A 22,771-nucleotide genomic window follows, 5' to 3' on the forward strand; every position below is an offset into this window, starting at 1 on the left:
TAAACTCAGGTATTTTAGCAAAAATTAAGAGGTTATCCATGAAGAAAGATATTTTACTGTTTTATAGAAGATTTTTGTCACATTGCTGATGAAAAACTTTCAGAAAAGCTTCTATCAAGTGGCAAAAAAACAAAAAGAATACCTGAAATTACCGTGCCAGAAATACTTACTATAATCTTACTTTACCACAATCGCTGTGCAAAAATTTCAAGTTTTTTTACTTGAGTTATCTTAAATTATTGTACAGTTCTGAGTTTTCAAAACTCCCTTCGTATCATAGATTTGTTGCTCTAAAACTCAGGGTTTTATGGTATTTGGCAATGCTTTTGCAGTGGTTCTGCGAGCAAGCAAAAATCACTCTATATTGATACAACTGCAATCGCTGTTTGCCACACAAAAAGGATCGCAAAAAATAAAGTTTTCAAAGAGTTGGCAAATATAGGAAAGACTACCTATGTTCGGTTTTAAATTGCATCTGGTAATCAATGAAATAGTCGAAGTTCAAGTTATTACGCTAACTAAAGGCAGCGTTGACGACAGAAAACCTACACCAAATTTGACTAAAAAATTGACAGGACTTTTGTTCAGAGATAAAGAAGAAGGACCTCTTTGAGAAACTCTTCGATAGAGGTCTAAAACTCGTCACTCAAGTGAAAAAAGGCATGAAAAACGCACTGATTTCTTTAAAAGAGAAGATTCTATTGAGAAAAATTGATTATTGAGACAGTTTTTGGTTGTTTGAAAAATAAATTTGAGCTTCGGCACAGATCCCCCATAAATTTTTTGGTACATACTTTTTCAACATTAGTTTCGTATTCCATGCAGTCGAAAAAGTCCTCTATTTCTAAGCTTTATTGACTCGGATAATCCATAACTGGGGTTTGTAGCTTTTTGTCCACTGTTGTGTTATTAAAATAGCTTCTAGGTTTATTATCAGCAATGTCATTAGGTTGATATCCACCATTAACTATCTGCTGCTTATCAAACATCTTTTCAATATTGCCTTTTAAAATACTCAAAAACTTCTCATTTTCCGGATAGGCTTCTTCTGCGGCTGAATATAATGTACTTGGTATTTTAGAATATCTTTCGTTCCTTACATGACCTGCTATATCTGAATACACTTTAAAAAAGTCAAAACCTTTCACTGATACACCAGATTGTTTAGCTGTTTTTTTAAGTGTCTTTTTAAATTCTTCCATTATATTAAGTGTATCAGCCAGCACTTCTTCATGAGTAGCAGAACAAAACTTAGGAAGAGGATATTTTTTATCTAGGAAACTTTGTAATAAGAAGAATCCTAAACCAAAATTGTTACTGATACAAACTTCACTACTAAATTGGCTAGTACCAGATGTATTAGAATAATTTGCTGAAGTTTCAGGTAGAGCAGCTCTCGAATCTAATAACCCACTCACAGAGCTTTTTACCCAACCAAATAAATGATTTATCCACGAAGATGGTTTTGCACTGCTACTCACCATTCTACGGTTTCTAATGTGCTGCCTATGTCTATGAGGTTGATCAGATAACATGACTTCTGTAAACACATCATCGTACACTTGATCCTTATATTCTTTTTTCACAACATTAACGTCTCTTGCTGTACTTATTTCTTTCTCATAATCTTTTAACACTATCTCTTTATCAGTAAATTTTATTGATAACGTTTTCATCTTAGGTGTTTTATAGAATTTACTAAGTGTAATACTGCAAAAATCATCTTTAGTAATAGTCGAATCAAAAGCATTAGTTATTATTAGATCATGACCATTACTACGAACAAACGTATTGTTTCCTCCTTTTCTAGGCGTGATAAGCTCAGCATCTTTCTCCACATCTTGACCCGTTACCACAATAATTTCTTTATCCTTTTCAAAGATCAAAGGTAGTGGCTTTAATTCTAATTCAGAACTTATTTTCATAGGCGCACTATCTGAGATAATATGAAGATTTTCATACCAATCCAAACCGTCTTTTAATCTTACTGTTAGCACTTCTAATAAAAAACTTTGTCCCATTTCTGCTTCTAACCTAACTAGCAAATCATTTCCATCTTGAAAAATTCTTGGCAGATTAATATGTATTTTCAAATCATCTTGTATTATTTTTATCACGTTACGTAAATCTAACGTATCTATAGAACTTGCTTGATCAGGATTGTAGATGTTTATTTGTGGCATAGAAAAAATATTATGTTCATATCTTTGCTCACCTGAGGCTATAGTAATTACGTATATGTTTTTACCACCATTTCCAATTAAGTGACTGTTATAGATTGGATTATTGTAAATTACCTCACACTTCCCATAGCCAACAAGTATAGATTCATCACCATCTTGAACAGCGATAGTCATATTGAGTTTATTTGCTATAGCTGGGTAACTTTCTATAATTTCATCAATAGTTTTATTAGTATTCTGTATTGCATACAAGTTTCTTTCCTTACCTACTTTTATTTCAGCACTGTCTTTTAATTGATAGATTATATTGTTCATTATGTTATATGAGATAGATATACTAAAGTTACTATTTGCAACTTTTGAGGAAAAATCGAACTTTATACTATTGTGATCTTTAATATCAATACTCTGAATATCAGCAAGCAAGTAGTCGAATATAAACCTATGGTTATTTTCGAAATTAGCAAGTAATTTAACAGATGCACTACCTTTTTGAAATGGTACAATATAGTTAAAGTTACCTTTGAGTGCTAGATTATTTACTTCAGTGTAATTTCTAACTATTACTTGTATATCATAGACACAGTTATTATCTTTTATTTCCAAATAATCAAGTTGATCTTCCTTACCACCATTACCATCCAAGAATTTAGTTTCACATGCACTAAATATATGATCTGCCTTAGCTTTTCTACCAAGCACTCTTTCTACTGAATTAATTTGAAATCCAGAATAACCATATCTGTTGTACACAATAGTGCCAATATTTGTATTTAAATACACATTCACACTCACAGCTTCTTGAGCAAATCCAGTCAGATCTAAGGTATCAATTCCATCTTCTCCGTACAAGGACCCTTCTATCAGATCTCCCTGTAAAACAAAGATATCATTCTTATTTCCCCCATAATATTCTTTAGACCCATCATTCACTACAAATACGTTCGGACTATCCTTAAATCCCCTGGCATAATCTTCACCTTCTCCTAAATTAATTAGATTATATCCTTCTATCTTGTTATTAGATAAACCAATCGCATTTTCGCATAAATATGACCCATAATTTGGAGCAGGTTCGTCATTTCCCTGCGAGAAACAAAACAATTTTCCACCACTTGGATTATTCGGCCTTGCTCTACTCCATTTTATATCGATTCCTTTTCCATCAAGCAGTACTTTACTGTCTAAGTCTATCTTAAACTTAACTTTGCATTCTTCAGTGTAAAGTGTAACATTAATTCTTCTCATGCATAATTCTCCAAATCCAGCACCACCACACTGCCTTACTTGGTGTGGCACTGTACGACAAGAATTCACAACTGATTTACCAGTAGGGAATACATAGCTTTGAATATCACTATACTCCTTTAAATACTCAAATCCTTGCTTAACTAATTGGTTATAAAGTTGTTTTTCTTCCATTAACTCTTCTATATATTGTTCAGGTTGCATACCTATAAATACACGTAAACCTTCAATAAATTTTTCTCCTCTAGTTAAGTGAATAATTTCATCAGTTTTATCAACTCTCTTTACTGCCATATAAATATCAGTGTAAATAAATACTGCAGTGCCGACTCCTGCTCCAATAGGTCCAGTAATAGATGAAACTCCTTCTAATACTTCAAAACCTTCAGCAACTTCAATCCCAATCTCTGCAGCGTCAACTCCCAGGTAAATGCTATCTCCTACTACGCCAACCAATGCTCCTTCTGTACCATTTTTAAATGCTTTTACCTGATTTACTAAATCATAAATAATAAAGGCAGAAGTACCTCGAGCAAGAAAAGGTGATGCAACTCTTAAAGACCTACCAAGTAATACCTTTTCTTCTGAGAGCAAATTTAATCCTTTACGAGATGCAACTTCAGCAACTTTAGCAAACCCTTGACCACCGGCAATAAAGCCAACATTAATCGCTACACCTTGATAATCTCTGTTTAAAAAGTCAGCTAAAATATTTTTAGCTATCATTCCATGCATAGTTATGCTAGAGATTTTCTTTACTCTATTTAAATGATTCATGACCTTCTGATTACTGGTAAGCCTATTGACCAAATTGCTAAACCTACCCTTAACTTGCACTTTATCTGCTAGCTCAATTAGCTGAGAACGTTTTTCTTCTGGTATATCTTTTATATAGTCAATAAACTTTTTACTATCTATTTTAATTTTACTAAAATCTCTTTTCTCATCTTTTTCTGTATTGAATTCATCTACGTCTTCCCAAGACAGTTCACATTTCCCAATTTTTGCTTCTCTTCTGTTCCTTAATGAACTCGTACTCGGCAAACATTCTTCAACTTTACTCCTTTGATATATTGCAGAAGCCCTTTCTAGTAAATCTTTTGCTCTCTGAACATTACCTAAAGCTCCATCGGCAATAGCTAAATCTTCTAAGGTTATAGCTACTTCAAAATGATTTTCTCCATAATGCTTCTCTAAAATAGGTAAAGCCCTTTCTAGCAACTTTTTTACTCCCTGAGTATCACCTAAACCTCTATAGGCGATACTCAAATTTACTAATATTTTACTTACTTCAACATGATCTCTTTCATGATATTTCTCTAAAATAGATAAAGCTCTTTCTAGCACCTCTTTTGCTTCCTGATTATCACCTAAGGCTATATAATCAGTGCCTAAACTTTCCAGAATCATACCTATTTCAAAATGCTCTTCCCCATAGTGCTTCTCTAAAATAGGTAAAGCTCTCTCTAGCAACTCTTTTGCTCCTTGATAATTATCAAAGTATCTATAGATGGTACTTAAATTTACTAATATTTTAGCTACTTCAACATGATTTTCTCCATAATGCTTCTCTAAAATAGGCAAAGCTCTTTCTAGCAACTCTTCTGCTCTTCCATAATCATCTAAAGCTATATAAGTGATACCTTGATTTGTTTTAGCTATAGCTACCTGAAAATGATCTTCTCCATAATAATTTTCTAAAATAGGTAGTGCCCTTTCTAGTAACTCTTTTGCTGTCTGATAATCACCAAAACCTCTACAAGCAATACTAAGATTTACTAACATTTTAGCTGACTCAAAGTGCTCTTCTTCATAATTGTCACCTAAAATAGAGAATACTCTTTCTATTGACTTTTTCGCTCTTTCATAATCACCTAAAGATCCATAAGCAATACTCAGGTTTATTAGTACTTGAGCTAATGAAGAATGATCCTCCCGATAATGATTCCCTAAAATGGGAAAGGCCCTTTCTAGTAACTCTTTCGCTGTCTGATAATCATCTAAAGCTCGATAGCTGATACTCAGATTTACCAGTGTTCTAACTAATTGAAAACGCTCTTCTTCATAATCTTGCTTTTCAATTTTTAAAGCTCTTTCTAGCAAATCTTTTGCTCTTTGGTAATCACCTAAAACTAGATAACTGTTGCTTAGATTTACTAGTCTTTTAAATACTTCAAAATGATCTTCTCCGTAATGCTTTTCTAAAATAGGCAAAACCCTTTCTAGCAACTCCTTTTCTCTTTTGGGATTACCCAAATTAAAATACCCATCACTCATCCATGTCAACAAATTTTCAAGATAATCCTTTTCTATTTTTTCTTTATCTTGAGGGTTCTTTTTTAACCAACTATCTATACGTGATAAAAATGCCTCTAAGTGCGGTAATAATTCTCGTTTTTTTAAATAGTCTTCTAGTTTATCACTACCATAAGGGAAACTTGCTCTGAGTAGCTCGAAAGTCTCTTTCATAACTTCTTCGCTTTTACCCTCTTCTTCTAACGCTATTTTTGTCACTTCTTGAACTAATTTATGAATACTCAACACACCTTGCTCTTGTTCACCATTAACCATAGAATATTTTATAAGTAAACGAACAGCAGACCTTAATTCCTCTTCATTATTTCCTGTCAAATCTAAAAAGAATTCTCTACTAATATTGTCAGGTGCAAGATAAGACATAACATCAAGAATCCTTAAAGCTAATTTTCCATACTTTTCATTGCTTGCTATCTTATCGGTTGTAATCTTCCAAGCTGTGAAAGTTGTTTTTGCATAGTTATTATCAATTCCTCTAAATCCTTCATAATTAAGCAAATCTTTCGCTTTTTTCTCATATTCCTTTAGGTAATCATCTATATCAAATTTTCTAGTAACTCTTTGATCTTCAATATATGATATTGCTTGCTGTATAGCTAAAGGAAAGTGTTGTAATTTCTCTACCAAAGCTTTTATCTTTTCATTTTGAGATTCATCTTCTATAATCAAGCCCTTTTTTACAAATTCTATCGCTTCTTCTGACTTTAATTCGTTCAGATTAATAACTTCTATCCCCCTTTCCCACTCTCGATTACGAGAAGTAATTAAAATATAAGGTCCATTACCACCCGGTAATGAATCATGAATTGGTAAAAACTTATTCAAATAATTACTTTTCTCGGCATCATCAAAAATAAACAAGCTTTTACTATTACTAAAAAAATTGTAAACTTCTTCTACGATAGATCTTATATCCTTTTCTTTTCCATTTGCATCTTTTGTATCAATTTTTAGCTTATCCTTCGCTAATCGAGTAAATGATTCAACAAGAGCTATCTCACTTTCAGCATTGATCCATATAACGTTGTCATAACAATCTTTACTATATTCTTGAACATATTGTCTAGCTAACTCAGTTTTTCCTATTCCTCCTAAACCGCTAATTGAGGTTATTTGTGATATTACTGTTACTTTTTCTGAATTAAGTTGTATCTTATTATGTAGGTCAATTAACTCTTCCCTTCTTCCAGCAAACAAAATTACTGGCTTTTTCACATTAAACCAAATAGGCTTTCTTACTTGCTCTCTTGCTACAACTGCATCATATATCTTATCAAGCTTTTTATCTATTTTCTCGAAACTTTTTTCACTTTCTTTCCTTCCTTCTACAATAGAATCTGCTATCTTGTGACGTTGCCTACTGGCTTCCTGATATTGACTCATTAATTCATCAAAGACTCCCTTAATCTCATTTTGATTACTTTCTATGTAACCTGATAACTCATTAAAATTCTTACCTATATAATCCTCTAATTCATTGAAGTTTTTTTCAGCTTCCTGTTCCATTTCTCCTTTGAATTTGCTTAGTAACCTCTCTTCGACTAACTTCGGATCTTGCTTATTAATCTCATTCAATAATTCATCTTCCCATTCTTCATTTGTTTTCCCATCTGACTTTAAAACATACCTATACTCTTCTCTGGGAGGATTTTCTTCACTGTATTCTTTCATGAATTTTTTTATTTTATTTTCCAACTCCCACTTCAAAAGAAGACGATAGCCATATTTGCTAGTATCACTCTTTCCGTCTATTCTCCTATAGTATTTATCAGCACGACCATCGCTCTTTATCGTTACTAATCCCGCTTTATCAAATATTTCTGCAGTATTCCATGAATTTTTACTTTCTAAAGTATGTCCTAGCTTAATATGAGGAACACCAGTGTAGGTTTGTTTATATCTTTTTGATTTTCCAAAAATAATACCCTCAGTAATTGAGGAAGCACAAAGCTCTTTTTCAGTATTTTTTCTATAGTAATCAACCACTCTATTCACAGCATCTTCTGCTAATTTTGTCATTGCTCTCCGCCAACTTCCTTCTGCTGTTACTTGTATAAATTGGCTCTCAAAACTTTGAAAGATTTCAATACCAGATTTTACTAACTCTTCCCTGACTTTGATTGGATCCTTTTTAAATATATACAATTGATCTATCAGCTTTTTAAGCTCTGCTCTATTATAACTACTACCAATGCTGGATATTGTTGCTCGAAGAATGTTAATTCCAATAAGAGGAATTACTTTTGATTCCGCTTCTCCTTGTTCTGTTCCACCTTTTCCTATATATATTATCATATTAACAAAATCAGCCCATTTACCTTGCTTTCCTCTTTGATTTTCTAGTCTCTTATAGTACTCTGATAAAGAGCGTTCATAAATAAAAACAAAATCTTCAACAAACTTTCTTAGCTTTTCATGTACTTCCTCCTCCTGTGCAGAAAGTCCTTTTACTTGATCAGAAAATTTTTTTAAATGTTCTTCTAGAGTCCTAATAATCTCTCCCTTATTTTGTTGCTTAGCAATATCTAGTGGAGTTTTACCTTGATTATTTTTAATATTTGGGTCTATACCAGACACATTCAAAAGAAGTTCAACAATGTCTTGATGATTTTTGCTTACAGCAACATGTAGTGGTGTATTACCACCATCATTGAGATCAATATCATTAATATTTTCTACTTGAGTAAGTAACCCTTCAATTTCACTAATCTTATTTAGCTGAGGATTATCCGTTCTATGCTCACGTATCGCAAGAAACAACTTGGCAATATTAATATCATTAGGGTTATATTGACGTCTTATTCTATTTTTAAATTGAAAAGATTTTTCTTCCCTATCTAACTTAACTGCTTGTGAATCTGTCCTGAGATAATCTATTACCTTCACCATAAAGTTAATTACTTATTTTATATTTAAATTTAAGATCATATTAGATTTTATTATATATTAGTAAATGAAATCGATAATACAAGTAACTTTTATAGATATTGTATCTTTAGGCTATTTTATTGTCCCAAGTTTGGGACAATAAAATAACCATTTCCAGCGCTCAAAATCAAGAGACGTGAGAAGTGTTTTTCTTGGAATGTGTTGATCTAGCGCCATTCTGTTAAATGAAGGTACGGATACCTTATCACTTATGCTCCTTCATTTTATTGCATGCACCAGTACCTATTGTCAACTAACTGCTGTGAGTCACTATTTTCCAATTGACTATTAACTTTTTCCTCTAACTTATTACAAATGTCACCTTGCATTCTATGATCAAGATCTTCAAATTGCATTGATGTGTCTGATACGTTATCTTGAAGCAGTTGTATATTCGGCGTATTTTCCTTAGATATTGCACTTGTATTTTCTAATCTTCTTTTCTTAGACTTACCTAAATGTATAGTTGTCTTCTGTTGTTTTCTATGTGATTGCACTTTTAAGTCTGAAGAACAAGGGCCTGAGGACATAATTGATTGCGCTTTAACATTTTGGTCATGAATAGCAATACAATAACGCAAAAGATCTTTGTATTCTAGATTCATAGTAGCCCCTTGCTCTAAAAGGTATTCAATAATATCTAAGCGACCAGCGATAACAGCGTATTCTAGAGGACTAACACCATTTCTATCCTGTAGATTTACATTAGCTCCTTTTTCTACAAAGTATTTAACAATATTTAGGTGACCAGCAATAACAGCATAGTGCAGAACCCCCCTACCACGCTTATCTTGTAGATTTATGCAAGCTCCTCGCTCTAAAAGGCTAGGAATAATATTTAAGAGACTACTGAATTTTAGATTCATATTAGCCCATTTATCTGTAAGGTATTCAATAATATCTGAGCTAGCAGTGACAACATAGTGTAAAAAGCTTATACTGTTTCTACAATATAGATTTACACTATCTTCATATAAAGTATTACCAACAGCAAAATCAATTACTTTGGATTGTGGAAGAAATGATTTTTTCTCTATTTCCTTTTCTAAACATTTTTTTCTTTCACTTTCAGTAGACATTTTTTGTGTAGTACCAAGATGATTTAACCCTATTCTTCTCTCCTGTAACTCTTGCATGTTTTTAAGTTCTTGTGATGCCCCTTTTTTTCCAAGATAGGCATACCCAACAGATAATTGTATAAGATTTTTATAAAAACCTATATGATTGCTTTCATACAACTCACCTGAGCTAATCAAGTTGTTGAACTCCGTTAACACTTCATCTAATAGATTTCTTTTATCTTTCATACTTATCATTTTTTCAATAAAAGGACTTCTAAGTATGAAAGGACTTTGCTTTTGGTATTTTAGAATATCAAATAAACATTCTTGTAAAATCGATGAATTCAATTTATGTAAGTTGATATGTGGCGATGTTGTTGTAAGATAGAAGTATTTTTCATCTTGAATGCTATAAAGTTTTCCTAAGGTCCGGGTGTATTTGAGGTATGAAAAATACAATAAGTCATGGTTTTTAAAAAAATCTTGATAGAAATTATCTTTTCCCGTAGAATTAAATTCTACTTTAAAATGTTCAACGTAGTACAATACTGTAAATGCACATAGATACTCTTCCTTCATTACAAATACTCTAGCCAAATCAATTGATAGAGTTGCCAATCTACTTGATAAGTTATCACTGACAGAAAGTAGAGAAGCACAACTTCGTAAATAATCTAATGCACAATCATACTTCTCCTCTATGGTGTAAGTAATAACTATAAAATGATCTAGAAGCATTTGCTCAAAATAACCCCTGTAGCTGCTTTTTCTGAGTTCAAAAAGCTCTTTTAACCCTGAACAATCTTCTAATGCAACTAACGCAAGGGCACGTAAATATCTAATTTTTAAAGAATTTTCCGTTGAAGATTCAATAATCGGCAATATTCTTGTTGAAAGCCTGACAACTTCCTTATACTCGCCCTCTAAATGTAAACGTGTGATAGATCTAATCACAAAAGGCTCTTCTTCTTTAAAAGTGTTATAGTTTCCAAGGTAATCGACTAAGGCTATAAGATGCAAAGTATCAGTTTTTTCCAACAAATTGCTAAATTCATCTTCAAATATTTCCACAGCAGTTAGCAGTATATCCTCCTTTTGATCTTCAGCGATTTGCGAACGTATGGCTTCTTTTATCGATTCATGTATAACATACATTTTTTTTCTGCCTATCATTTCTATATCAAGCAGAGAATAATTTTCCATCAATTTGAAAGTAGACTCTAGTTCAACCAAAACTAAAAACATATCAGGGTCAATGTAGCTATTACCCAAATGAGCCATAACTTTCAAACACCTAAAAGGTACTCCACCATTTTTCTTTTCCATTACCTCCATGGAAATGCCTGTTGTTACTAATAAAACCCTATCATATTTGTCCTGCTTATTATTTTTTGGAATTACCTGATCAAGATCTTCATATTTTATTAAATATTCATGAATTCCAAATGCTTCTTTTGAATTACTTAACTTACTATTTCTAATATAAGCTGCTGCTAGCTTTATAGCTAATGGAAAACCTTCAAGCCTTTTTACAAATACTTTTATTTGTTCGTCTTGTGATTTATCTACTATTCCTAAAATTCTTTTAGTAAGTTGTACAGCTTGATCTTCTTCAAAAGCATCCAAAGCGACTTCTACTACGCCTTTACAAGGCTGATCAGGAAAAGTGAATAAAAAATCAAAACCTACTCGATCCTCTACCTCTAGAACCTCTTCTATGTCTTCTCTTTTAGCATTATGACAAATAATTAGACATTTTTTACTTCCTATTAGTGATTTTTTTTCTTCCATATATATACCTAATTTCCTTTTGGTTAAAGAAGAAAAACGCCTCTCTATAGGTAACATGTTACTGTCTTCTATCTCATAGATATGGCTATAACTTTCTCTACTTTCCTCAGCACACTTTCTAGCCAGTTGAGTTTTGCCCATGCCATATTTACCAGTTATTACTACCACTGCTCCTTTTTCCTTTTGCAGTTCTTGACATATCCTTTTTACTTGCTCTTGCCTTCCTGTAAAGTCATCTACTGCGGGACACACATCTTTAAGCTTCTGTTTCTTCAATTTAGATTTAAATCTTTTTATAGAAAAGAAAGATTGATTAATTCCCTTTATACTAAGCTGAAATCCATCAGTTTTTTTTGTGTCATTATAATGTAATTCAAAGGATTTCTTATACTCTTGAAAAATTTCCTCAGTATGGCTTTTAAATATTTTTTCTAGCTTAGAATAATAAGCTAAATCTTGTAACTTTACTAGACTGTCTTTTACTAAAGACATATATTCAAGATTTTTTTCAGATTTTTTTAGCCGCTTTATGCTTGCTGCCGTATCTCGAGCACTAATGGGCTTTCTTTTTTCTGCTGTGATTAAAGATTCTTGACGACAGAGTAGGCTTGTTTTTCTTTTTCTATGAAGAAACTTAATTTCCTTAAATAAAGACTCTGCTTCTTTCTCAATGTGTGATCTAACCTGTTCGACAAGATTATTCCATTTTCCTCTACTTGGTATTTGAATCTCTTCATTAACAATAGAGAACACCTCTTCCACAGTGTTTACAAAGCTTTGTTGATCTAAAGTATATACGTAATCCTCAAATTCCGTACTTGTAGTTTTTACTTCATCATACACTTTTCTCAACTTCTCACATATAAAAAGACGACGATAACCATACTGACTAGATTTATCTCTTTTTTCATAATAGATAAGAGAGTCTTCTTTCCCCGTTACAATTCCAATATTTTCATACAGATCTATGATATTATAACTCCTCTTTCCATACTGTGCCACTTTACCATGTATTTTCTGTGAATATTTATCTAGAACAAGAGCTTCAACTATGCTTGCACCATCTACACTCCTATCATATTCTTTTTGAATATAATATTGAATTATCTTATCCACAATATCCTCTACTACACTTGAAACTTGATCAAAACCAATTTTCTCAAGTTGTGCTTCAAAGCTTTGAAAAATATCACACCCAGCATCTACTAACACTTTCCTAAAAATGAGCTTACAACTGTCAAACATTTCTATTAAATCTGATAGACAAGAAAAACTTCTGCTCCTATATGCTCTCTCACCACCTATTGTCCTTACACCTCTACATACTGAAAATCCAAAGATGCTTCGTACGAAATCTTTGTTAATTACTTCTTGTGGAAGCACTTCTTTTTTCCTTCTTATCATCTCTCCAAATGTAGAATATATAATAAGCTTCATTTCAAATGATTGTACAAAGCTCTGAACAAACTTTACTAAATCTGAATATTCTGTTTGGTAAAATTGACAGTGATTCCTATTTTTATAAAACAAGCGTATTTCATTATTATGACATTCTCTTTGTTTACCATAAGTTTCGGATGAATTTTCCTTACATACTGTTATTGCAGTTTCTAATAGCTGGGACATTGCTTTTATCTCATATGTACCACCCCAAGCTTTAGGACTCCTCATACATTCTAAATATGCTTCAAATTGAAATTTACGAACCTTTTTAGGGTTATGTATCTTCTCAAGCTCAATACAAATGTCATCTACTGCATTACTATTGAAGTGGCTAGGCTGGAGTTTACTAGACTCGATTCCATACTGCTGCTTAACTTCAATTTCAGAGCCAAAATCAGAAAGAAATTTTTCTTTAAAGCTACCATTTGTTATATAACCTTCATTTTTACTCTCAAAAAAGTCTATCATACTAATCTCGTCTTTCAATTCCTCTTGAAACGAACGCATTTTTTCAACAACTCTTTCACGAAATATTTTCTCTACTAACCACCTTAGCATATCATTTTGGCAAATATGTACATCACCTTGGATTAGCCTTTGGATTGTTTGTACATCATGGCCGTCTCCAAATAATTGGTAAAATCTCTTGCAGAATTTATTATTGTCAAATTTTACAGGAGTTAAATAAGCTAAAGCAACAGACCAAAATAGGCAACTACCATCTCCTGGGACATCAATTCTTTTATACGAAACAAGTGGTTGCAGTATCTTAGCAATACCCTTCCTGTTATTACTTCTAGCGATGTCTATGGAAGTCTTACCCTCCATGTTTAAAATATTAGCGTTAGCTCTTTTTCTCAATAGAAACCTGATAATTTCTAACTCGTCATTACAAACAGCAATATGTAACAGTGTATCACCACGTTGATTAACCTGACAATTAACATCCAACCTTGGATGTGCTCTAAAAAAAACTTTTAGCTTTTCAAGCTTTTCCATTTCTAAAAGACTACAGTCCTCTATAGTATTAATAAGTTCTTCATATATTTGCTCCAAGGACAGTTCTTTCAACATACTCTGAACTTGAGTTAGGTCAGAATAAGGTAATGGTTGCTGAACTTCCTTTCTGAGTATTGGCTCAAAATGAGAATATCCTCCATTTATTATATGCAAGATACTACCATCGTTATAATCAACTTTATCATATCCACCTATATTTCTTAAACCTGAATCATCTATTAATTGATGCAAAAAAGGCTCTTGTTGATTATCATTAGTATACCATGGATTGCTCTCTATAACATGTAGCTTGACATTATACTTTTTACAAATTAGCCTTCCCTCAATCTCAACCCTACCCCATATAGGAGCTTGTAATGTACTTCCATACTTTGAGCCAGTTAATGCTTGATGCAAGGGTAGATTTGTGCTCTTCATTTTTTCTATATCTTCAACAGTATATTCTATGCTATCCAAGTAAGCACTCCATAATTCATCATCATTAATACCAGGCTGCGGAAGTATTACTCCATAACCCTCAAGCTTTCTAGCATCCTGTATAACTTGCTTTCTTAATTGTTGATCATTTAAAGTTAGCTTCTTACAAACCTGACGTAAAGACTTAACAGTAAATTCCATGCCAGGCCTAAGCTGTCTAAGTCCCTGTGCAACTGCATCAAAGAAACAATCTCCTCCTCCAATTGCTTTTCCTATTGTAAAACCTTCTGGCAGCTTTAATATTTGCTGACTGCTAGATAGTAGTGTGTCTTCTTTTTGCATTCTTATTAACCTAGATTGATTATCTATTACTTGTTCCTTTGTATTTTCTTTACCTAACATAAAGCCCCCTATATTTTAATATTCATATTTTGATGATTTTGTCGTAAACCTCTTTTCTAAAGATTGGTTTCAACATTTGATTCTTATACAGCTGTACCAAAACAATTTGCTGTAGAAACCTTAAGTTAATTTCAAGTAACTTTGATTGCTGAGTAACAGTGTGCTTTTCTTTTGATTTCTTACTAAACTAGATATATTCTTAAAAAAGCCAGGATTGCTTTCTGAATGATGTACATAATACAATGCATCTGACTCAATACCCCATGTATTTATTATGTTAAACTCGACTATAGCTAAAGAAATCTAGCAGAACAAGAACTTTTTTCATGTTTTAATATTTTTTTAAAACTAAAGCCAGTGCTTGCAAAAATACTTCTATTTTTTTACTTTAATGTACTAACTGATCCTTTCTACTTTTAAATAAATTAATACCCACTTAATCTCACACATCACTAAAAACCTAAACGACACAGCCATTTCCAGAACCCAAAACTAGCTAGTGAGAGAAGAGTTTGTTTTGGGATGCGTTGGACTACCGCTAGATCCGTGCGAACTTTTCTTTATATCAATTTATTATATAGTAAAAGCAGCTATATTAGCCTACTTCAGCCATATTTACATGCGAACCAATTTACTTGGCTTTGTTGCAAAAATTTCAAGCTTCTATTTTCATAACGCAGCTTTTGCTTAAATTGTTCTCACAAATATACGATCTTTTTATGTTTTTTGGAGAAAGTAAATAATTCAATTCCTTATAACACTAATTAGTATGGTCTTTTCATTAAATTTATCCTCTCAAAAAGACTGTGCTTTATTCACCTGCTTTAATGGTATTATAATATTTTACACCTAAACCTACTCTATAAAAATTCACAATACGAATTAGTAAATAGATTATATTCAAATTGATTGTATTTATGATATATAGCGCATACAATATATTACTTGTTTATTTTAGTAGGGGGTATAGGTATGTTTAGTTTAAAGCAGGTAGTACAATATAATTTATTTGGTAGTAACGACCTTGAAGGCAATTCATCTTGTGAATTTGAAGATTTTCCTGAAGAGGTATTTGAGATTAGCAATGAAGAAAATCAAGCAATAGATAGTTTGAAAAGTAAAATAGAAAATCTACAACAAGAAAATTTTGATCTTAAAAAAAATGTAGAGTTACAAAAACACTATAAGAAAAGAGTAGAAGAGTATTACGAAGAAGTAAGTGAACTTACCAGAGAAATGCAAACCCTAGAAGGGAAAATTAAAAGGCTTGAAGTTGAATTACAAAGAAGGACGAGAAATTTAACTGAAAATGATCAAGACATCGAACAGCTAAAACAGAAAGTAGAAATATTATTATTAGAAACTCAGAACAAAAGTGATATAATTAAGAACTTAAATAATCAATTAAAAGAGGCAAAGAATGAAATTCAGTTAACAGACAAAATAAATGAAGAATTACAGCAAAAACTGGTTTTGACTGAAGATGAGTTAAATAGAGTAAGAAAAGAAAGTACAGTGCTGATAAACAGTATAGAGGATTTGAAAGGTGATTATGAAAATCAGATATTAGAAAAAGAGAAGGAGCTTAATGATGTAAGAGATCAATTTTGTATTTATTTATCAGAGTATAAAGAACTATTTGCAGAATTCAATAGACTGCAGAAGGAAAACGAAAGTTTAAAACAGAAAAATTTCTATATTAGTAATGAAGTGTCTCTTGCAGATGAAATAAACAAAGAAAACGTAAGAGAAGAAATAGCAAAGCTTCAGTTTGTACCTGAAGTGAAAATTAAACATATTATTGATAATAATGACCAAGAATCAACCTTACCAGATAGAGAAGCAGAAAATTATCGAACAAGTGAAGATAAAAACCTTGAAAATACTGATTTCGAGATTGGAGTATGGAATGAAGCTGACGATGAAAGTAGCGATGACCAGAAATCAACCTGGCTATATGGAAAAACAGAAAATTGCCGAACAAGTGAAGATGAAAACCTTGAAAATAATGATTTCCCAATTGAAGTATGGAACGAAACGGATAGTGAAAGTGACAATGTTAGCCCTTGCCCTGATTATGATGAAAGTTTTGGTAGGCGTTACAGTCAACTATTCTATGATGAAGCCATAATTCATAAAGAAAAAGATACTTTTGTTTTAATTCGTCAAAAAGATTCTTTTTCTTTAGCGAAAGTAAAACCGAATACAAGAGAAGAAGAAAAGTATGAAAGTATTTGGCAAAAAATAAATAAGATCCATGATTATCTGGACACTTTAGGTTACTCTGGTAGCGAAGAAGATTATGAGGAGTGCGAAAAAGAACTTGATAAAGTTATAAACGAAGCACTGAAACAAGGAATAATGTTCACTTTTCCATATAAATCTGATATGTCCTTGATAGATCGTATAGCTGACACATTCCCAAAGCTATATTTATCTGCTGACACTACTCGAATTTATGAGTTTTTACACAAGAAAAAAATATTTCAGATAATATCAGAAGGTGCATCTTTAAACAGATTTAGCGATGAAGAGCATGGAGATGTAGTAAACGTAATTTGTTCAGATAAAGATACCTTAGGTCAGCGAAAAGCAAACCTTTCAAAGCTGAAGGAGTTAGCACTTGAAAGTATTATAAGTAAAAATGAGCAAATTGATAAACATGACTTTGAACTAGAAATAGATAATGGATATTTTTGTATAGATTACCCACAAAATAGTACTATTGAAGTTGCAAAGATATTCAATAATCAAAAAGCTAAAGATTTAAATCTAAACATTGGTGTACTTCAAGTTGGAAAAAGTATAATTAGAGTTGAAAATATAGGAGGAAGTAGAAATTACACAGACGTATCAGGAGATAGCATTAGAATGTCTTTTACTACCGAAGTAGGAGAAATCAGTATTCATCTATGTCCTAGTGAGAAAGATAGTAATAAAATAGAGGTGAGGCTTGTCGATGAAGTAAGATTTAACAAGTTAGAGAATAAATCAAGTTTAGGGCAGAGTTGTCTGTTAGGGGGAAAAAGTGTTTTGACAGCTATAGAAAATGGATATTTCGAAAGAAATAGTAGTGTTTTTAAAGAGTCAGGTAAGACTATTAAACAGTCAGAGTGTACAATGGAAAATCCATCTAGCTTTCTAGAGGGGGTGAATAAAAATCAATTACTCAGAGTAAATGCAAGAGCTTATGGTCGGGGATTATGATAGTTGCTGTACATTGTAGATATAAAAATAAGGGGGATGAAGATGCGTTTTAATTTAGAGCCGGGAGGTGCTTTTTGTGATGGTAAAAATAAGCTTGTAACTGTTAAAATAAATGATGAAGAAAAGATTAATTTATCTGTAATAGTTTAGACTTAATCGGGAATGTTCAAAAAAGCGTGTCAAGCCGCATTTTTAGTTCAACTCAATTTTCAATCTGTTGGGAAAGAAGATGTCAAGTTGAGACATAGTTAAAGCCCAATTAGGGAGAGCCATAATCCACTTTTGCTCCACTTTTTTTATAGCACAATATACCAACTTATACAAGGCATTTGTACTGGTAAATGAGCCCTTGGTTTTAATGAATTTCCTGATTCGTCTATGCAACCCCTCAATTGGATTGGTGGTATAAATTAGCCTTCTAACAGGGCCAGAATACTTAAAATAACCAGACAAATTTTCCCAATTGTTTTGCCACGATTTTATGACCAAAGGATATTTTTCACCCCATTTTTCTTCCAGCTCAAGCAAATAATTTTCAGCGATTTCTTTACTTGAAGCACGATATATTTTTTTCAAATCATTCATGAAAATTTTCACATCTTTGCTGGATACATATTTCAATGAATTTCTTATCTGATGCACTATACATATTTGTACTTCTGCTTTGGGAAATACACTATTTATAGCCGCAGGAAAACTTTTTAGACCATCAACACATGCAATCAGAATATCCTCTACCCCTCTCTCTTTTAGGTCATTTAACACTCCTAACCAGAACTTCACTTTCGGCTAAATAAAAGCCTAGTACTTCTTTTCTGCCATTTTGATCTATGCCTAATATATTATACATGCATTTACTTACGCAATGCCCGTCCTCCTTGACTTTGAAAAACATGCCATCCATGAATACTATTGGATATACAGATTGCAGTGGACGACTGCGCCATTCATTGATTAACGGCAGTAATTTGTCGGTGATATTGGATATTTCTGCTGCAGATATTTTGTGGTCATACATCTCCTCTACATGCGATGCTATGTCCCTATACCCTTACTATTACCCACAAATGTAAATGGACTTATAAATAAAGGATTAGAATATTAAAGTTTGTGAATATTGAGGGTATAAAAATGGCAAACAAGGGTAATGAATGGGCTAGAAATGAATTGGGGGATGCTGCACTTGGAGATAAAAGACTGACAGATCGATTAGTAAATATTGCTGATAGTTTAATAAGTTTACCTGAAAGTTCAATCAATCAAGCATGTGGAAGTTGGTCAGAAGCAAAAGCAGCTTATCGTTTTTTTCAAAATGAGAATGTAAAAGGAAGTGATATCTTAACATCGCATATTGCAAAAACTGTTGAAAGAACAAAAACTCATAAAAGGATTCTTGTGATTCAGGATACAAGTTGCATTTCATATATGGGACATGAAAAAATAAGAGGATTGGCAGTTGTTTCAAAAAAACAAAGTAAAGGTATTATGATGCACACAGCTTTTGCGATTAGTACAGAAGGCTTGACATTAGGAATACTAGACCAAAAGCTTTACTCGAGACCATCTATATCTAAAGAAGACCAAGAGCTAGAAAAAAGAAGACGTTGTAGAAACGTTAGTATTGAAGATAAAGAAAGCATAAAGTGGCTAGAAAGTTTAAAGAAAACAAATGAAATTATAGATTCAACTCAAACAGAAACTATAACGGTATGTGATAGAGAAGCAGATATTTATGATTTTTTTGAGCTTGCTTACCGTCTTAATTCAGCGGTTTTGATAAGAGCTTGTAGAAACCGAAACGTAAATAAAACATCTAGGTATTCTCGAGAAGAAAAATTATGGCAATTTATAGAAAGGGTTCCTTGTACTGGAAAAGTAGAAGTTGAAATTCCGGCTAGAGATAACAAGCCAAAAAGGATAGCATCTTTAGAAGTTAGATTTGGAAAATTTACTATGAACCCAGATAGAGGCAATATAAGATTAAGACATAAAGAAGAGCTACCTGACCTACCGCTCTATGTAGTTCAAGTTATTGAGAAAAATCCTCCTCCTGAATCAACACCACTAGAGTGGATGCTTTTAACGAATCTTTCAGTTAATACTTTTGATGAAGCTATTGAAAAAGTTAATTGGTATTGTCTTAGGTGGAAAATAGAAGTCTTACATAAAATTTTAAAATCTGGCCTTAAAGTTGAAGAATGTAGACTGGTAACAGCAGAAAGATTAATGCGATATCTAACAGTCATGAGTTGTGTGATTCATATAGGTCATAACAACTGATTTGTCAGATTAAGTCTGAATTTTAAATAGTTAAGTAACGTTGTGTTTTTGAATTGACTTTAATCTTTGATCATGCTTGTAATTTTGCATGACAAAAGGCTCCTTTGACGGAATGTAATTTTTTTGCACTTCACTTAAACAAGGAATTGTACTTTCTAGCTCTTTATATTTTTCCCATGGAGTTTTCCCTTGAAGAGAGCTATGAGGACGTTGTCTATTATAATGGTTTTCCCAATCTCTGAGTTTAATTTGTAGGTCAGGATCCTTGATGTTAACACTACTGTAAAATTCATCTAAATCTGTACGCTGAGCTCTTTCCACTTTACCGTTTAAATGCGGGGAAAATGGCTTGATAGGACGAAATTTGATTTTCCATTTTTTCAAATATTCTTGCACCCCATAAGCAAAAAATTCCTGTCCTCTATCGGTTTGAATTCTTTGACAATGAAATGGCATTTTTTCTCTTAGTTGTTCAAGAAAATCTAGAGTGTTTTCTGCAGTACGTCTTGGGTACAATGTAACAACTTTATAACGTGTACAATCATCTATAGCGGTATACTGATAAAGTCCAGAAGCTATTTTGCATACATCCATCTGTATACGCTCTCCTGGTACTTTACAGTTGTAACGCTTTATTTGTTTGCGGTAATGACGTTTAATACGTAAAAGACTTACATCATATTTTTTGAAAACTTTGTGTATAGTAGCCAATGAAAAAGAGAGATCATGTAAACGTTTCAATTCAGTTTGAATACGTCTTGCTCCTAATTTTCTAGTTTTTCTTAAGTGGAGAATAAGTTGATCACTAGATATATTGGTTTTTTGTAAAGGTGAGGTTTTAGGCCTGCTACTAAGATTTTCTAATCCTTTTTCACCAAACTCCTTGTAACGTTTACACCATTTGCGTAAGGTAAAGCGTGAAATATTATAGTGCTGACATACTCTTCCTGCATGACCTAATTTTTTATATAGGTTTACCCAATTCAGGCGTAGCTTAACTTTAGAGTCCATTTACTTGCGGCTTTTATTGTTGATATACTTCCCACCATAATTGTAATAAGGTATATAAACTATCACAAGTACAAATTTCTATTTGATCTTACATTTTTATTGTAATAACCTATATGAATCACACACCTTAATTGATGAATAAATCGGTTGTGCGAGTAGGAGATTATTGTGCAGAAGCAACACTACATTTTTGCGTTAGTGGCAGTAACAATGTTTTTGTAAATGGTAAGCCAGTTTGCCGGAAAGGAGATAATTTTACAGAAGGTAGAGTATTAACTGAAGGATCAAAAACAGTGTTTGCAAATGGGTTTGGAGTGGGAAGAGTTGGGGATTCAGTATCTTGTGGTTTCAAGGTAATAAGTGGAAGTAATAATGTTTTTTCAGGATAAAAATAAACCATCTGTTATACTTACCAAAAGTAAGGTTATGAACATGGGTATAACTACTAGCCTATTAGGAGACATTAGTGATTTAATAGATAGAGCAAAGAATTATCTTTCTGTTCAATTCAACTCTACTCTAGTATTGTTAAACTGGGAAATTGGCTCCAGAATTGATCAAGATATCCTAAAGCACAAACGTGCAGATTATGGGAAGCAAATCATCTCTCAACTTGCAAAAGAACTTCAGATTAAATATGGACGTGGATTTGATAGAGCGTCATTATTTCGTATGGTACAACTTTCTAAATTCTTTCCTGATCAAGAGATTGTCGCGACACTGTCACAACAATTGAGTTGGTCACATTTTGTAGAAATTATTGCAATTTCTGATGAGCTGAAGCGTAATTATTATATAGAAATGTGTCGTATTGAAAGGTGGAGTGTTAGGGCACTACGTAGTAAAATCGATACTATGTTGTATGAACGTACAGCACTAGCAAAAAAACCTGAAGATTTCATAAGAAGGAGTATAAAAAATTTACGTGAAGAAAATATGTTAGCACCAGAATTCATTTTTCATGACCCATACTTCCTTAGCTTCATGGAATTGCCATCAAGTTATAGTGAGACTGATCTAGAAAATACAATCTTGGATGAATTGACAAAATTTTTACAAGAGTTTGGAAATGATTTTTGTTTTGTAACACGTCAAAAAAGGATGAGTACTAAAACAACTGACAGGTATTTGGACCTGCTATTTTTTCACAGAGGATTAAAACGCCTTATAGCAATAGAACTAAAAATAGGTCGCTTTGAACCAGCCTATAAAGGACAGATGGAATGGTATTTAAATTGGTTAGATAAAAATGAACGAAAAGCAGGTGAAGAAAAACCGTTAGGGATTATTTTATGTGCTGATAAGGATCAAGAGGATATAGAATATCTTGAACTCGAAGGCTCTAATATTCATGTTGCACAGTATTTAACACAGCTTCCTTCTAAAGAAATTCTTGAAAAGAAGTTGAGAAAGGCTATTTCTATAGCACGTGAAAAACATGCAAGTATTAAGTCAAATCCATGA

6 protein-coding genes and 3 pseudogenes are annotated in these 22,771 nt (G+C 32.5%); 5 read left to right on the forward strand and 4 right to left on the reverse strand.

The window, feature by feature from the left end:
- The first annotated feature begins 48 nt into the window (after nucleotides 1-48).
- A pseudogene (locus OPR37_RS01975) lies at nucleotides 49-858 on the forward strand (IS982 family transposase).
- On the opposite strand, the gene OPR37_RS01980 reads toward OPR37_RS01975, so the two are convergent.
- Together OPR37_RS01980 and OPR37_RS01985 are read right to left on the reverse strand one after the other, a co-directional pair.
- Complete coding sequence (locus OPR37_RS01980; RefSeq protein ID WP_264684975.1) at nucleotides 852-8,636, reverse strand: tetratricopeptide repeat protein; 7,785 nt, start codon at nucleotides 8,634-8,636, stop codon at nucleotides 852-854. The pseudogene OPR37_RS01975 and the gene OPR37_RS01980 sit on opposite strands and share 7 nt — an antisense overlap.
- Before the next feature lie 263 nt (nucleotides 8,637-8,899).
- Nucleotides 8,900-14,809, reverse strand: coding sequence for an ankyrin repeat domain-containing protein (locus OPR37_RS01985; protein WP_265016869.1), 5,910 nt, complete (start codon nucleotides 14,807-14,809; stop codon nucleotides 8,900-8,902).
- A gap of 972 nt (nucleotides 14,810-15,781) precedes the next feature.
- Between OPR37_RS01985 and OPR37_RS01990 the strand changes: the two genes are divergently transcribed.
- A complete protein-coding gene (locus OPR37_RS01990) occupies nucleotides 15,782-18,016 on the forward strand; it encodes a coiled-coil domain-containing protein (RefSeq protein ID WP_264376892.1) in 2,235 nt (744 codons plus the stop codon).
- A 192-nt stretch (nucleotides 18,017-18,208) separates the two neighbouring features.
- Here the strand turns inward: OPR37_RS01990 and OPR37_RS01995 are convergent.
- Nucleotides 18,209-19,067 (reverse strand): annotated as a pseudogene (locus OPR37_RS01995) (IS256 family transposase); the annotation flags it as partial.
- 80 nt (nucleotides 19,068-19,147) lie between these two features.
- Between OPR37_RS01995 and OPR37_RS02000 the strand changes: the two are divergent.
- Nucleotides 19,148-20,272 (forward strand): annotated as a pseudogene (locus OPR37_RS02000) (IS4 family transposase); the annotation flags it as partial.
- 54 nt (nucleotides 20,273-20,326) lie between these two features.
- Here the strand turns inward: OPR37_RS02000 and OPR37_RS02005 are convergent.
- Nucleotides 20,327-21,307 (reverse strand): IS481 family transposase, encoded by a 981-nt coding sequence (locus tag OPR37_RS02005; protein ID WP_019078870.1) that lies wholly within the window; start codon nucleotides 21,305-21,307, stop codon nucleotides 20,327-20,329.
- 134 nt (nucleotides 21,308-21,441) lie between these two features.
- Here OPR37_RS02005 and OPR37_RS02010 point away from each other — a divergent pair, with 134 nt between their 5' ends.
- Together OPR37_RS02010 and OPR37_RS02015 are read left to right on the forward strand one after the other, a co-directional pair.
- Nucleotides 21,442-21,696, forward strand: a complete 255-nt coding sequence (locus OPR37_RS02010) for a PAAR domain-containing protein (protein WP_230609252.1) — start codon at nucleotides 21,442-21,444, stop codon at nucleotides 21,694-21,696.
- A 37-nt stretch (nucleotides 21,697-21,733) separates the two neighbouring features.
- Entirely contained in the window at nucleotides 21,734-22,771 is a 1,038-nt protein-coding gene (locus tag OPR37_RS02015) for a PDDEXK nuclease domain-containing protein (RefSeq protein ID WP_265016870.1), read from the forward strand.

The organism is Wolbachia endosymbiont (group B) of Lycaena phlaeas, from assembly GCF_947251875.1.
Lineage (GTDB): Bacteria > Pseudomonadota > Alphaproteobacteria > Rickettsiales > Anaplasmataceae > Wolbachia.

Bases quoted from the DNA above. Each gene is read 5' to 3' on its own strand.
- OPR37_RS01990 (WP_264376892.1), top strand. From the start codon at position 15,782: ATGTTTAGTTTAAAGCAGGTAGTACAATATAATTTATTTGGTAGTAAC.
- OPR37_RS01985 (WP_265016869.1), bottom strand. From the start codon at position 14,809: ATGTTAGGTAAAGAAAATACAAAGGAACAAGTAATAGATAATCAATCT.
- OPR37_RS01980 (WP_264684975.1), bottom strand. From the start codon at position 8,636: ATGGTGAAGGTAATAGATTATCTCAGGACAGATTCACAAGCAGTTAAG.
- OPR37_RS02005 (WP_019078870.1), bottom strand. From the start codon at position 21,307: ATGGACTCTAAAGTTAAGCTACGCCTGAATTGGGTAAACCTATATAAA.
- OPR37_RS02015 (WP_265016870.1), top strand. From the start codon at position 21,734: ATGAACATGGGTATAACTACTAGCCTATTAGGAGACATTAGTGATTTA.
- OPR37_RS02010 (WP_230609252.1), top strand. From the start codon at position 21,442: ATGAATAAATCGGTTGTGCGAGTAGGAGATTATTGTGCAGAAGCAACA.